A 14741-nucleotide genomic window follows, 5' to 3' on the forward strand; every position below is an offset into this window, starting at 1 on the left:
TATTAGAACGTCAACACGTTCTCAGGGTACACCGTACCGCCTGAGCGACAGCTCCGAGTGTTAAAAATATACAATCGTTGCATTCTAGGGGCAGGGGCATTAAGCTGCGAAAAATTCGTAGCAAAACAAGAGATGTTGGCGCGCAGACAGGCAGCACCTAGGCCTGTGCAATCTGCGAGAGCCCAGGCGCACGCTACTCCAGCGATGCGCACGTAGAGAGAAGAGAGGGATCCGTTGTTTGAACTGAAGTACTTGTGACGGATCTTTGTGGACTGCGTGTAACAAAATAATTTTAGGAGTGTGCAACTGTGACCACATCAACTGAGGGATTCAAGGTGCTGGTGGTGGATGACAGCAACACCATCCGCCGCAGCGCGGAGATTTTCCTGAAGCAGGGCGGGTACGATGTCCTGCTGGCCGAAGACGGCTTCGATGCGCTGGCCAAGATCAACGAATACCGGCCGGACATGGTGTTCTGCGACATCCTGATGCCCAAGCTGGACGGCTACCAGACCTGCGCCATCGTCAAGAGAAACCATAGTTTCGCGACCACGCCCGTGGTCATGCTGTCGTCGAAGGACGGGGTGTTCGACAAGGCGCGCGGCCGCATGGTGGGCTGCCAGGACTATCTGACCAAGCCGTTCACGAAAGACCAGCTGCTGCAGGCCGTCGAGCGCTTCGTGGTGGAAAAATAACGCGTGTTGTGTATTTGAGGAGAGGGCATGCCGATTCACAAGGTATTGATCGTTGATGATTCCAAGACGGAATTGATGTTTTTGAGCGAGCTGCTGGCCAAGGATGGCCTGGCAGTGCGGACGGCGCAGAGCGCGGACGAGGCCATGCTGCGCCTGCAGGAAGACAAGCCCGACCTGATCCTGATGGACGTGGTGATGCCGGGGCAGAACGGCTTCCAGCTGACGCGGGTGCTGTCGCGCGATCCGCAGTTCATGAATATTCCGATCATCATCTGCTCCAGCAAGAACCAGGAGACGGACCGGGTCTGGGGCCTGCGCCAGGGCGCCAAGGGCTATGTGACCAAGCCCGTCGTCCCGGCCGAGCTCAAGGCCAAGATCGAAGCGCTGGGCTGAGCGATGGCGAACCAAGGGGATTTGCGGGCGCTGCAGGCGCGCCTGGCCGAGCGCCTGGACCAGGCCCGCGAACAAAAGGTGTCCGGTGCGGCCTGGCTGGCCGTGAAGGCGGCCGGGCAGGGCTATCTGCTGCCGTTGAGCCAGTCGGGCGAAGTGCTGCCCTGGAGCGGCGTGACGCCGGTGCCCTATACCAAGCCCTGGATGCTGGGCGTGGCCAGCCTGCGCGGCCTGCTGCTGACGGTGGTGGACCTGGCACTGATGCTGGGCCAGCCCGCCCGCCGCACCGAAGGCTTCTATGCGGAGGCCAAGCTGGTGGTGCTCAATCCATTGCTGGGCGTGCATGCCGCGCTGCTGGTCGAGCAGCTGGAAGGTCTGCGGCGGGTGCAGGACTTTGCCCGTTCGCAGCCGCCGGCCGACGAGGCCCCGCCCTTCGTCAGCGCGAGCTACGTGGCCGTCGATGGGCAGGCCTGGCAGGAGCTGGACCTGCAAAAGCTGGCGGAATCCCGCGATTTCCTGGATATCAGCGCTTGAAACCCGACGCGCGCTGCACCTGCATGTGAGCCACTATGCTGAAAAGACTACTGAAATCTGAACCGCGCAACGAGGCCGCCGTGGATGCCGCCGTCAGCGTTTTTCCCGCTGACGAGGCGGTTGAGGCCGGCGAGCCGTCGGTGCTGGAGCCCGTCGTACTGCCGGAGCTGGAGGGCCAGGTCACGCTGCCCGTGCTGGGAACGGCGCCGGTCGAAAAGCACCAGCGCGCCCTGTTCGCGCTGCTGGCGCTGAGCATCCTCAGCTTCGTGGCGCTGGTGATCTGGGCGCTGCTGCAGACGCAGAGCGCCAACCGCCAGTCGGCCGCGGCCGGACAGGCCCTGATCCAGTCGCAGCGCCTGGCGAAGTCGGTGGTGCAGGCCACCTCCGGCAGTGCGCCCGCCTTTGCCGATGTGGCGGAGAGCGCCGCGATCCTGACGCGCAACACCAAGGCGCTGGAAGCGGGCGACTCCGAGCTGGGCGTGAGCGCGCTGGGCAGTTCGCACGAGTCCATGCTGGAGCCCCTGTCGGCGCTGGTTGAGCGGGCGCAGCGCAACGCCGACGTGGTGGGCAAGCAGAAGGATTCGCTGACCAAGATGAGCGAGGCCCTGCAGGGCGTGCAGCGCAATACCTCCGCCCTGCTGGAGCAGGCGGAAAGCGTGGTCAGCGCCAAGCTGCAGCAGGGCGCGCCGGTCGGCGAGATCGCGGCGGCCAGCCAGCTGACCATGCTGACGCAGCGGATCGGCAAGTCGGCCAGCGAGTTCCAGTCCAGCGAGGGCGCAAGCCCCGAGGCGGTGTTCCTGCTCGGCAAGGACCTGAACACCTTCAAGGAGATTGCCACCGGCCTGCTGGACGGCAGCGCCGACCTGCGCCTGGCGCCGGCGCGCGACGCGCAGATGCGCGAGCGCCTGCAGACGCTGGTGAAGCAGTACGAGAACACCTTGAAAGAGGGCAGCGCGGTGCTCAGCAACATCAAGGGCATCTCGGTGGCGCGCGAGGCGCAGGTGTCCATCCTCACCGACAGCGAGGCCCTGCGCAAAGGCATGGAGACGCTGCAGGATTCGCTGGGCGAGCGCACCTGGGTGTCCTGGCCGATCGCGCTGGGCATCGTGCTGACGCTGCTGCTGGTGATGCTGAGCGGCTGGTCGCTGGTGTGGCTGCAACTGACCGACAGCCGCGAGCGCCAGCGCTCGGCAGAAAAGCTGCAGCAGGACGCCAAGAACCAGGAAATGGACGCCAAGCGCCTGAACGACGCCAACCAGGCGGCCATCTTGCGGCTGATGAACGAGCTGCAGTCGGTGGCCGAGGGCGACCTGACGCAGGAAGCCACGGTGTCGGAAGACATCACCGGCGCCATCGCCGACTCGGTGAACTACACCGTGGAAGAGCTGCGCCTGCTGGTGGGCAGCGTGCAGAACACGGCATCGCGGGTGGCCCAGACCACGGCCTCGGTGGACCAGAACTCGACGGAGCTGCTGGCCGCCTCGACCGAGCAGATGCGCGAGATCCGCGAAACCGGCCAGTCGATTCTGGACATGGCGACGCGGATCAACCAGGTGTCGGCCCAGGCGCAGGAATCGGCCGCGGTGGCGCGCCAGTCGCTGAGCGCCGCGAAGACCGGCCTGCAGGCGGTGGAGAACTCCATCGACGGCATGAACTCCATCCGCAACCAGATCCAGGAAACGGCCAAGCGCATCAAGCGGCTGGGCGAGTCCTCGCAGGAGATCGGCGAAATCACCGACCTGATTTCCGACATTACCGAGCAGACCAACGTGCTGGCGCTGAACGCGGCCATCCAGGCGGCCTCGGCCGGCGAGGCGGGCCGGGGTTTCTCGGTGGTGGCCGAGGAAGTGCAGCGGCTGGCCGAGCGCTCGGGCGATGCGACGCGGCAGATTTCCGCGCTGGTGAAGGCCATTCAGACCGACACGCAGGATGCGGTGGCGGCCATGGAGCGCTCGACCCAGGGTGTGGTCGAGGGCGCGAAGCTGTCCGACTCGGCCGGCACCGCGCTGGCCGAAATCGACCGCGTGTCGCGCCGCCTGGCCGAGCTGATCGAGCACATCTCGCATTCGGCATCGTCCGAAGCCGCGCAGGCGAACGAGGTGGCAGAGAACATCCAGCACATCTTCGCCGTTTCCGAGCAGACCAGCGATGGCACGCGCACCACGGCGCAGAAGGTGCGAGAGCTGTCGCAGATCGCCGAAGAGCTGCGCCAGTCCGTGGCGCGGTTCAAGATCGCATGAGATGAAACCTCCTCCGAGCCGTGTCGCTCCTTCCCCGCAGGGGGCGACCGCCTTTGCCGCGAGGCGGCCCATGCCGTCATCCCGTAGGCGGGATGCGTCGGTTGCAAGGGCAGCGCTTGGATAACTGAGTCCGACAACAGGAACTTTGCATGTCTTCTCCCCACACCGCGGCGACCACGCCGCCTTCCTGGCTCAGCGAAGAAACCGATCTGCGGCCTTTGGCATGGGTGCGTGCCGAAGTGCGGCGTGCACTGGAGGGAGCGGTCAAGGCGCTGCGGCGGCATTTGCATGATCTGGAGTCCTCGCAAGGCGGCGACCTGGAGGCGGTCGATCCCGCCGGTGCCCGCTTTGCCAAGCAGCAACTGCACACCATAGGTGGCGCGCTGGTGATGGTGGGCATGGACCAGCCCGCACGGCTGGTGGAGGCCATGGAGACCGTGGTGCAGCGGTTTGCGGTCAAGCCCGAGCTGTGCACGCCGCAGGCGGTGGCCGTGCTGGAGAAATCGTCGTTTGCGCTGGTCCAGTACCTGGACCACCTGCTCAAGGCCCGCAGCGCCTCGTTCGTCTCTCTGTTCCCCCAGTACCGCGACGTGCAGGCGCTGGCGGGTGTGGAACGGCTGCACCCCGCCGACCTGTGGCGCGCCGAGCCCGACCAGGCCGAGCCCGCCACGCCCGCCGTGCATGCTCTGGCGGTGGATGCCGCCACGCGCAGCCGCATGGATGCGGCCATGCTGCCCATCATCAAGTCGGCGGACGCCGCAGCAGCGCTGGACCTGACTGCCGTATGCCTGGGCATCGCGCAGGGCCGGCAGGCCCAGGGGCTGCGGCTGTTCTGGAAGGTGACCGCGGGCTTTTTCGAAGGCCTGGCGCACCGGCTGATACCGGCCGACCTCTACACCAAACGCACGGCTTCGCGGGTGCTGCTGCAGTATGCGGCGCTGGCCAAGGGGCGCGAGGATGTCGATGCCGGCCTGCTGCACGAGCTGAATTTCTTCTGTGCACTGGCACAGCCCGATGAAGGACAGGCCTCGGGCATGCCGGTATTGGCGGCCGTGCGGCAGACGCTGCCGGTGGCCGGGCTCGACGGCGTGCACTACGCCGAGGAGCGCTACGGCCTGTACGACCCCGCCGTGCTGGCGCAGGCGCGCAAGCGCGTCGACACCGCTGCCGAGCTGTGGGCCAGCCTGGCCGATGGCGACCGCTACAAGATCAAGCCGGTCGGCGACCAGTTCCACCTGATCCGCGAGTCACTGCACAAGCTGCGCATGGGTGCCGACGAACTGGGCGCGGCGCTGGGCAAGGTGGCCGAGCACCTGACGGAAGCCGGTACGGTGCCTTCGACCTCGCTGGGGATGGAGGTGGCTACCGCCATCCTCTACCTGCAGGCCAATCTCGATGCCATGGATGCCACGCCCGATGCCACGCGCCCCCGCGCGGGCCGGCTCGCCGAGCGGCTGCAACGGGCCCTGGCAGGCCACGAGCCCGAGCCGCTGGAAGCCTGGGTCGAGGAGCTGTACCGCAAGGTCAGCGACCACCAGACCATGGGCAGCGTGGTGGATGAGCTGCGCAACACCCTGGGCGAGGTGGAGCAGCGCCTGGACCAGTATTTCCGCCATCCCGACGATGTCTCCATGCTCGGGGCGGTGACGGGCCTGATGTCGCAAATCCGCGGCGTGCTGTCGGTGCTTGGCTTGGACCAGGCCGCGGCGGCCATGCAGCACTTCCGCGGCGTGGTGGACCAGCTGGCGGCGAACCAGATTTCCGAGGCCGAGCGGCCTGCCGTGTTCGACCGGCTGGGCAACAGCCTGGGGGCGCTGGGCTTCATGCTCGACATGCTGGGCTACCAGCGCACGCTGGCGCGCAAGCTGTTCGTGTTCGACGAGGTCGTGGGTGAGCTGCGTATCTCTATGGGTGTGCAGAAAGAGGCGGAAGATGCCTCGCCGCAGGCCACGGTGCCGGCGCCATTGCCCCCGGCCGCGGCGGCGGAGCCTGTGGCACCCGCCCGCGAAGCGCAGGCCGAGGCTCCTGCACCAGTGGTCATCGACGAGGAGCTGCTGGGCATCTTCCTCGAAGAGGCCAAGACCGTGGTGGACGACGGCTCGCAGGCGCTGCGTGCGCTGCGCCGCAACCCCAGCGATGCGGAAGCGCTGACCACGGTGCGCCGTTCCTTCCATACGCTCAAGGGCAGCTCGCGCATGGTGGGGCTGGAAGCCTATGGCGAGGCCGCATGGGCCATGGAGCAGCTGCTCAACACCTGGCTGGCCGAGCACAAGCCGGTGAGCGAGCCGCTGCTCGCGCTGTCGCGCGAAGCCCTGCAAGGGCTGGGCAGCTGGGCCGAGGACATCGGCAGCCAGGCGCAGACCTCCTGGAACCCTGCGATGTTCCGTACCTCGGCCGACGCCATGCGCGTCGACGGCCGCCATGTTCCGCTGGCGGTGCCCGAATCGGCCCGGGTGGATCTGGTCGCGCCCACGCAGATCGCCGACCTGGAGCCCGCAGAACTGCCGGCCGATCCACCGGCCGCCGTGCTGCCTGAGCTGGTGCTGGAATGGCCGTTGGAGGCCGTCGATCTGGAGCTGGAGCCGGCGCCTTCGGTGCCGGACGATGTCGAGGCCGATCTGCCCGAACCTGCGCTGGCCCTGGCGGAAGAGGTCGATTTCGATGCCTTCGCCCAGGCCCTGGATGCCGCGTCGGCCCCTGCCGAAACGGCCGTGGAGGCGATGGACGATGAGCAGGACTGGGAGCACGACCTGGCGCCCACGATGATGCTGGCACTGCCCGACTTGGAGCTGCCGCCGATGCGGGCCGAGTCCGAATCCGCCCCGGTGGTGATCGAGGTGCTGGCCGAGCCTGAAGTGCCGGCGGTCCTGCCCATGGTAGAGCCCGTCAGCGCATCTACGCAGGATGGCGGTGAAGTGGTGTCTGCCGACGTGGTGCCAGCCGACGTGGTGGAGTCGGCCCAGCCCGGCGATACCCCGGCCCAGGCGCCGGAGGCGGAGGTGCCGCAGAGCCTGGTGCAGCAGCTGGGCATCAGCCCGGCGCTGTACAGCGTCTACCTGGGCGAGGCAGAGGAATGGTCGCGGGCGCTGGAAAAGTCGCTGCATGCCTGGGCCGAGCGGCCTGAGCGCATGCTGCCCGATGAAGCCATCGCCTATGCCCATTCGCTGGCCGGCAGTTCCGCGACGGTGGGATTCCAGCCGCTGTCGGAGCTGGCGCGCGCACTCGAGCATGCGTTGCTGCATGTACAGCATTTTTCTTCGCCGGACCTGTTCTGGCTCAATACCTTCCAGGCGGCGGGATCGGACATCCGCAAGCTGCTGCACCAGTTTGCCGCGGGCTTTGTGAAGCCGGCCAGCGAGTCGGTGCTGGAGGATCTGCAGACCGTCCTCGCGGCGCCGGTCGATTCCGGCCTGCACCCGCCCTATGGCCTGGCGGCACTGCAGGCGGATGAGGTGCCCGAGCCGATATTGGTGAAGGAGCCGCCGCCACCGGTGCCGAAGCCCGTGGCAGCGCCGGCCGTGGCGGTCGCCGCGCCTTCGCAGCCTGCCGCGAAAGCGCCGCCGGCGCCGCAGCCTGAGGCACCACCAGAGGTGCCGATGGAGCTGGCGCCCGCGCTGGCCGACGTGGACGCGGTGGATGTCATCGATCCCGACCTGTTCCTGATCTTCGACGAAGAGGCGCAGGAGCTGCTGCCGCGCCTGGCCTCCGCGCTGCGGGAATGGGCGGCCGATCCGCAGCATGTGCCGCCGCGCGCCGAGGTGCTGCGCCACCTGCATACGCTGAAAGGCAGCGCCCGCCTGGCCGGCGCGATGCGCCTGGGCGAGATGGCCCACCGCATGGAGTCCGCGGTGGAGGAGATCGACACCGAGCGCGCTTCCAGCCCGGACGTCGAGCCGCTGCTGGTGCGCTTCGATGCGTTGCAGGCCGAGTTCCAGCTGCTGCAAAAGCGCGGCACCCAGGTGGTGGCGCAGGGCCTGCTGCCGCAGCCGGCTCCGGTCGCCCTCGTGGATGCGGCCGACGGCCCGGCCGAGGTGCAGGCCCGCGCTACGGCCGAGCTGCCCGCGATGGACGAGGAGGGCGCGGCGCCTGGGGTCACGCATATGCCGGTGACCCTGCGCATGGCCCCGGTGCGGGTGAGCACCGGCCAGACGGTGCGGGTGCGCTCGCAGCTGCTGGACCGCCTGCTGAACGAAGCTGGCGAGGTGCTGATCGCGCGCTCGCGGCTCGACATGCGCGTGGTGCAGATGCGCTCCACGCTCAAGGAGCTGGCCACCAGCCTGGAGCGGCTGCGCTCGCAGCTGCGCGACCTGGAGGTGCAGGCCGAGTCGCAGATGCAGTCGCGCCTGGCCCAGTCCAAGGATGCCGACTCGGGCTTCGATCCGCTGGAGTTCGACCGCTTCACGCGGGTGCAGGAGCTCACCCGCATGATGGCCGAGTCGGTGGGTGACGTGGCCGCCATGCAGCGCAACCTGCTGCGCACGGCCGAAGGCGCGGAAGATGACCTCACCGCCCAGGGCCGCCAGGCGCGCGAGCTGCAGCGCGACCTGCTGCGCACCCGCATGGTGGAGTTCGATTCGGTCTCCGAGCGCCTATACGCTATCGTGCGCCAGGTGTCCAAGGAACTGGGCAAGCAGGTCAAGCTCGAGATCTTCGGCGGCGCCATCGAAATGGACCGCGGCGTGCTGGACCGCGTGATGCCGGCCTTCGAGCACCTGCTGCGCAACTGCGTGGCGCACGGCATCGAGGGCGTCGAGGACCGTGCCCGTGCCGGCAAGCCGGCCGCCGGCAAGGTCGAGGTCGAGGTGCGGCAGGAAGGCAATGATATTTCCGTCTCGTTCCGCGACGATGGCGCGGGCCTCAACGTGGCCCGCATCCAGGAGAAGGCCGTGCGCATGGGCCTGATCGACAAGGGCGCCGTGGTGGATGCCGAGATGGCGGCTTCGCTGATCTACGCGCCCGGCTTCTCGACGGCCAGCGAAGTGACCGGCGTGGCCGGCCGCGGCATCGGCATGGATGTGGTGCGGGCCGAGGTGCAGGCGCTGGGCGGCAACGTGGTCACGACCACCGACGTGGGCCGCGGCAGCACCTTCCGCCTCGTCATGCCGTTGACCACCGCGGTGACGCAGGTGGTGATGGTGCGCGCCGGCAAGGTGCAGTTCGGCGTGCCGGCCAACATGGTCGAGTACGTGCGCCGCGTGCCGCAGGAAGCGATCGACCAGGCGCATGACAGCCGCCACTACGCCGAAGGCAATGACAACCTGCCTTTCTACTACGCCGGCGCCCTGCTGCAGGGCGATCTGAAGAGCCAGGAAAAGCTGGAGAAGACCAGCGCCGTGGTGATCCTGCGCAGCGCGGCCCAGCGGGTGGCGCTGCATGTGGACGAGGTGCTGGGCAACCAGGAAGTCGTGGTCAAGCATCTGGGGCTGCAGCTGGCGCGCCTGCCAGGCCTGGCCGGCATGTCGGTGCTGGCTTCGGGCGCCGTGGTGCTGATCTACAACCCGGTCGCGCTGCACACCGTCTATGGCGAGCGCGTGCTCCAGCGGCTCGAAGGCGAGGCGGACACCGTCGTCGTGGGCGAGCTGCCGCCGCAGCTGCAAGAGGCTGTGGCGCTGCAGACGCCGCTGGTGCTGGTGGTGGACGATTCGATCACGGTGCGCCGCGTGACGCAGCGCTTGCTGCAGCGCGAAGGCTACCGGGTGGCGCTGGCCGCCGACGGGCTGCAGGCGCTGGACCGGCTGGGCGAGGAGCGCCCGGTGCTGGTGCTGTCGGACATCGAGATGCCGCGCATGGACGGCTTCGAGCTGCTGCGCGAGATCCGTGGCGACGGGCGGCTGTCCGGCATGCCGGTGGTGATGATCACCTCGCGCATCGCCGACAAGCACCGCGAGCACGCGATGAGCCTGGGCGCCAACCACTACCTCGGCAAGCCGTATTCGGACGAGGTGCTGCTCGGCCTGGTGCGGCAGTACGCGCTGCAGCGCGAGCTGCAGGCGACAGAGGGCGCGGCATAGCGGTGGAAATGGTGCCGGCGAGGCCGGGTTCGGTAGGTAACAGCCTCTAGAATGGGGCATGTCCGACACCGACATCAGCAACCTCACGCACCACTTCCTGATCGCCATGCCTTCGCTGCAGGACGAGATCTTCGGCCGCAGCGTCGTCTATGTCTGCGAGCACAGCGACAAGGGCGCGCTGGGCCTGGTCATCAACAAGCCGGCGGCCATCACGCTGTCGCACCTGTTCGACAAGGTGGACATGGTGCTGCGGCGCGACGACCTGAAGGACGAGCCCGTGCTGCAGGGCGGTCCGGTGCACACCGAGCGCGGCTTCGTGCTGCACGACCGCATCGCCATCGAATCCAGCGACCCGAATGAATCGGCCTACGCGTCCACGCTCGCCATCCCCGGCGGGCTGGAGATGACCACCTCGCGCGACGTGCTCGAGGCCCTGTCCACCGGGGCCGGCCCCGGGCGCGTGCTGGTGACGTTGGGTTACTCGTCGTGGAGCGAGGGCCAGCTGGAGTCAGAGATCGCCGAGAACGCTTGGCTGACCGTCGATGCCGACACCCGCGTCATCTTCGACACGCCGGTGGAAGAGCGCTACGACCGCGCGCTGGGCCTGCTGGGCGTCGAGGCCTGGATGCTGTCCTCCGACGTGGGCCGGGCGTGATGGACGCCCAAACTTTTCTGGCCTTCGACATGGGGCTCAAGCGCACCGGCGTGGCCTACGGCACGCGCATGCTGGGCACGGCGCGGCCGCTGCCCACCATCCACGCCGAGGGCAACGCGCGCTTTGCCTCGGTCGAGAAATACCTGGCCGAGTGGCAGCCCGATGCCATTGTGGTCGGCGTGCCCTACCACCCCGACGGCGCGCCGCACGAGAACACGGCGCGCGCGCAGCGCTTTGCGCGCCAGCTGCGCGGCCGCTTCGGGCTGCCGGTGTTCGAGGTGGACGAGCGCTACAGCACCACCGAGGCGCTGGCGCAGGGCGCGAGCGATGCCGATGCCGCATCGGCCTGCATCATCCTGGAGCAGCACCTGCGCTCGCTCGATACCCCGGGGACGGCGCCATCGTGAGTTCGCTGCGGCGTGCCCTGGTCGGCGTGGGGCGCCTGGCCCGGCTGGGCCTGCACATGCTGTGCGGGCTGTGGACGATCTACACCCGCTTCGGCCGCTTCAGCCATGCCGAGCGCAACCGCGCCGTCGAGCAGTGGGCGGCCGGGCTGCTGCGCTGCTGCGGCGTGGAGCTGAAGCTGCTGGGCGTGCCGCTGCAGGCCGGGCCGGCGCTGCTGGTGGCCAACCACCTGTCGTGGCTCGATATCCCGCTGATGCATGCCTGCAAGCACGTGCGCTTTGTCTCCAAGTCGGATGTGAAGCAGTGGCCCGTGGTGGGCACGCTGGCCAGCGCCGGCGGCACGCTGTACATCGAGCGCAGCTCGCGGCGCGACGCGATGCGCACGGTGGAGCGCATGGCGCAGGCGCTGCGCGAGGGCGACCTGGTTGCCATCTTCCCCGAGGGCACGACGGGCGACGGGCGCAGGCTGCTGCCCTTCCATGCCAACCTGCTGCAGGCGGCCATCGATGCCGAGGCGCCCATCCTGCCGGTGGGCCTGTGCTTCTACGACCGGGCCACGGGCGCGCCCAGCTACGCACCCAGCTATGTGGGCGACGAGACGCTGCTGGGCTCGATCTGGCGCACGGTGACCGCGCCGCCGCTGGTGGCGCAGGTGCATTACGGCGAACTGGAGCATGCCAACGGCCGCGACCGCCGCGCCTGGGGCCACCATCTGCACCGCCGCGTCGACCGGCTGTGGCAGAGCCGCCAATCCTGAATTGATAGCTGCTGGCGCTTTCCAGCTAAGCATTTCAAATAGAAAACTATTTGAAATCCTTATGTAGCAAGCGCAAACAGCTCTCTTTTTTATTTCAGAAGAACAGCAATTGCTCGGGCTGCGCGCGCACGCCTACGTGCTCGCCCACGGCGTGCGCCTGCTCGCTCGCCACCTGCGCGTAGACGGTGTGGCCCGAAGGCAGCTCCAGCGTGTACAGCGTCAGCGAGCCGCGGAAGGCCTTGCGCAGCAGCCGGGCCTGCGTGGGCGCCGTGGGGTCGCAGACCACGTCGCTGGCGCGCAGCAGCAGCTCGCGGGCACCGGGGCGCGGCGCATCGGCGGCCGCCAGCGGCAGCGGGCCCAGCGGCGTGTCCACCGTGCAGCCATCGGGCGACTGCGCCACGGTGGCCGGCACGAAGGCGCCGTGGCCGATGAAGTCCGCCACGAAGCGCGAGGCCGGCCGCTGGTACAGCGTGGCGGCGTCGGCCCACTGGTGCAACTGGCCGTCCTGCATCACGCCGACCGCATCGCCGATGGCAAAGGCCTCCAGCTGGTCGTGGGTGACGAAGACGGCGGTGGCGCCGGCGGTCTTGAGGATGTCGCGCACCTCGAAGGCCAGGCGCTCGCGCAGCTCGACGTCGAGGTTGGAGAAGGGTTCGTCCAGCAGCATGAGCTGCGGGCGCGGCGCCAGCGCGCGGGCCAGCGCCACGCGCTGCTGCTGGCCGCCAGAAAGCTCGTGCGGGTAGCGGTCGGCGCTCTGGCCCAGGCCCACCAGCGCAAGCACCTCCTGCACGCGCCGGGCCTGGTCGGGGCGCGACCAGTGGTGGATGCCGAAGGCCACGTTGCGCCCCACGCTGAGGTGGGGGAACAGCGCGTAGTCCTGGAACACCATGCCGATGCGGCGCTTTTCGGCCGGCACCTGGCTGCGGGCGCTGCTCACCAGCTCGGACTGCAGCCGGATCTCGCCCTGGGCGACCGGCTCCAGCCCGGCGATGGCGCGCAGCAGCGTGGTCTTGCCGCAGCCCGAGGGGCCGATCAGCACGCCGATGTCGCCCGCGGGCAGCTGCAGCGAGACATCCTGGACGGCGGGGCGGGGGCGGGCGGGGTAGCGGACTTCGAGCCGGGAAACTTCGAGGAACATGGGGGCGTGGTGGCGGCGCGCGGCGCCAGGAGCGAAAAAATCGGGCAAGGGGTAAATGATAGGCGTTATCAGTAAGCAAATACAATTCCGGGTTCTTTGCTGTTTCCGGGCCTTCACCGTTTTGCGTACCACCTCGTCCCTTCGCCTTCGCGTGCTGCTCGGCATCCTGGCCGCCTTCCTGGTGCTGCCGGTGCTGACTGTGTTCAGCGCCTGGCTGCCCTGGCAGTTGAACGACCACGATGCCCTGGCCATCGTGCGCGAGATGGCATCCACCGTGCTGCCCGGCTATATGCGCACCACGGTGCTGCTGGGCGTGCTGGTGGCCGCCGGCGCGGCGCTGGTGGGCTCGGTGACGGCGGCGACGGTGACGCTGTTCGCCTTCCGCGGGCGGGCGCTGCTCGAATGGCTGCTGCTGCTGCCACTGGCCATGCCGGCCTATGTGATCGCCTACGCCTACACCGATTTCCTGCAGTTCAGCGGCCCGCTGCAGACCTGGCTGCGCGCCACCTTCGGGCTGGAGGGGCGGCTGCTGCCCGAGATCCGCTCGCTGGGCGGCGCGGTGCTGGTCTTCGTGTTCGCGCTCTACCCCTATGTCTACCTGCTGGCGCGCACGGCGCTGAGCGAGCGCGCCGCGCACCTGATGGAGGCGGCACGCCTCATGGGCGCGCCGCTGCACCGCCGCGTCTGGGCCGTGGCCCTGCCGATGGCACGGCCGGCCGTGGTCGCCGGCGTCGCCCTGGTGGCGATGGAGACGCTGGCCGACTTCGGCGTGTCCAGCTATTTCGGCATCACCACCTTCACCACCGGCATCTACAAGGCCTGGCTGTCCATGGAAAACCATGTGGCCGCGGCCCAGCTGGCCACCATGCTGCTGGTGCTGGTGATCCTGGTGCTGCAGCTCGAGCTGCGCGCCCAGCGCCGCATGCGCTTCGTGACCAACCATGTGCGCCGTGCCGGCGCGGCCGACGCCCACCCGGTGCCGCTGCGTGGCCGCTGGTGCCTGCTGGCGTGGCTGGTCTGCCTGTTGCCGGTGTTGCTGGGCTTCGTGGCGCCGGTGCTGTTCATGCTGCGCCCGCTCACGGCCGACTGGTCGGTGCTGCCCTGGGACCGTTTCTTGCAATGGGCCGCCAACAGCGTGCGCCTGGGTCTGGTCTCGGCCGTGCTCGCCGTGGCGGTGGCGCTGCTGGTCGCCTACGCCCACCGCCGCAGCGCTGACCGCTTCACCCACTGGGTGGTGCAGTTGCTGGGGCTGGGCTATGCCATCCCGGGTGCGGTGATCGTCGTCGGCCTGCTGCTGCCGGTGGGCTGGGTGCAGCAAGTGCTGCCGCAGTGGGGCGTGCCCGCGCTGGTCACCACCACCATCACCGGCCTGGTCTGGGCCTATATGGTGCGCTTTGGCGCGGTGGCCTTACAGTCCGTGCAAAGTGGTTACACCAGGATACCGGCAAGCCTCGACGAATCTGCCCGCATGCTGGGTGCCGGCGGCGCGCGGCTGTTGCTTCGCGTCCACGGTCCGCTGCTGCGCCGCTCGGCCATCACCGCCGTGCTGCTGGTGCTGGTGGATGTGATGAAGGAACTGCCCGCCACCATGGTGCTGCGCCCCTTCAACTCGGACACGCTGGCCGTCGTGGCCTACCAGCTGGCGCGCGACGAGCGCCTGAGCGAGGCCGCGCTGCCTTCGCTGGCGCTGGTGCTGGTGGGACTGATCCCGGTCATCCTGCTGAGCCGCGAACTGAACGATTCGAGCCGCCGCTAGGCGGGCGCCGAGGCAAATGGCATGCCTATACTCTATTTATAAACTATTAACAATAGCTAATAATTACTAATCCCTACCAGCTAATCCCACCATAATGCGAAAGCATTTGCAATAAAAACTAACAAATTGACGCTTACCAGCATAGGTAGCGCAAACACGG

The 14741-nt window shown here is 68.2% G+C and carries 10 protein-coding genes; 9 read left to right on the forward strand and 1 reads right to left on the reverse strand.

What is annotated here, in order from left to right; genetic code table 11:
- Positions 1-308 precede the first annotated feature (308 nt).
- The 8 genes from ACYVKR_RS06510 (at position 309) to ACYVKR_RS06545 (ending at position 11687) form a co-directional block, all read left to right on the forward strand.
- Positions 309-695: a response regulator gene (locus ACYVKR_RS06510; RefSeq protein WP_460479988.1), complete on the forward strand. Its 387-nt coding sequence runs from the start codon at positions 309-311 to the stop codon at positions 693-695.
- A gap of 27 nt (positions 696-722) precedes the next feature.
- On the forward strand, positions 723-1088 hold the full coding sequence (locus ACYVKR_RS06515; RefSeq protein ID WP_460479989.1) for a response regulator: 366 nt from the start codon (positions 723-725) through the stop codon (positions 1086-1088).
- Between the two features lie 3 nt (positions 1089-1091).
- A complete protein-coding gene (locus tag ACYVKR_RS06520) occupies positions 1092-1619 on the forward strand; it encodes a chemotaxis protein CheW (protein ID WP_460479990.1) in 528 nt (175 codons plus the stop codon).
- 35 nt (positions 1620-1654) lie between these two features.
- Positions 1655-3859, forward strand: coding sequence for a methyl-accepting chemotaxis protein (locus tag ACYVKR_RS06525; RefSeq protein ID WP_460479991.1), 2205 nt, complete (start codon positions 1655-1657; stop codon positions 3857-3859).
- Between the two features lie 149 nt (positions 3860-4008).
- A complete protein-coding gene (locus ACYVKR_RS06530; RefSeq protein WP_460479992.1) occupies positions 4009-9870 on the forward strand; it encodes a hybrid sensor histidine kinase/response regulator in 5862 nt (1953 codons plus the stop codon).
- A 58-nt stretch (positions 9871-9928) separates the two neighbouring features.
- A complete protein-coding gene (locus tag ACYVKR_RS06535) occupies positions 9929-10525 on the forward strand; it encodes a YqgE/AlgH family protein (RefSeq protein ID WP_460479993.1) in 597 nt (198 codons plus the stop codon).
- Positions 10525-10932 carry a RuvX/YqgF family protein gene (ruvX, locus tag ACYVKR_RS06540; RefSeq protein ID WP_460479994.1) on the forward strand — a complete coding sequence of 136 codons (408 nt, stop codon included), beginning with the start codon at positions 10525-10527 and terminating at the stop codon, positions 10930-10932. The genes ACYVKR_RS06535 and ruvX overlap by 1 nt, the downstream gene beginning before the upstream one ends.
- Positions 10929-11687: a lysophospholipid acyltransferase family protein gene (locus ACYVKR_RS06545; protein ID WP_460479995.1), complete on the forward strand. Its 759-nt coding sequence runs from the start codon at positions 10929-10931 to the stop codon at positions 11685-11687. The genes ruvX and ACYVKR_RS06545 overlap by 4 nt, the downstream gene beginning before the upstream one ends.
- Positions 11688-11781: 94 nt before the next feature.
- Here ACYVKR_RS06545 and ACYVKR_RS06550 read toward each other — a convergent pair whose 3' ends face one another.
- The gene (locus ACYVKR_RS06550) at positions 11782-12825 is read right to left on the reverse strand and encodes an ABC transporter ATP-binding protein (protein ID WP_460480082.1); all 1044 of its coding nucleotides are present in this window, start codon (positions 12823-12825) and stop codon (positions 11782-11784) included.
- A gap of 121 nt (positions 12826-12946) precedes the next feature.
- On the opposite strand from ACYVKR_RS06550, the gene ACYVKR_RS06555 reads away from it, so the two are divergent.
- The gene (locus tag ACYVKR_RS06555; RefSeq protein WP_460479996.1) at positions 12947-14581 is read left to right on the forward strand and encodes an ABC transporter permease; all 1635 of its coding nucleotides are present in this window, start codon (positions 12947-12949) and stop codon (positions 14579-14581) included.
- Positions 14582-14741 lie beyond the last annotated feature (160 nt).

This window comes from Comamonas humi, from assembly GCF_054782535.1.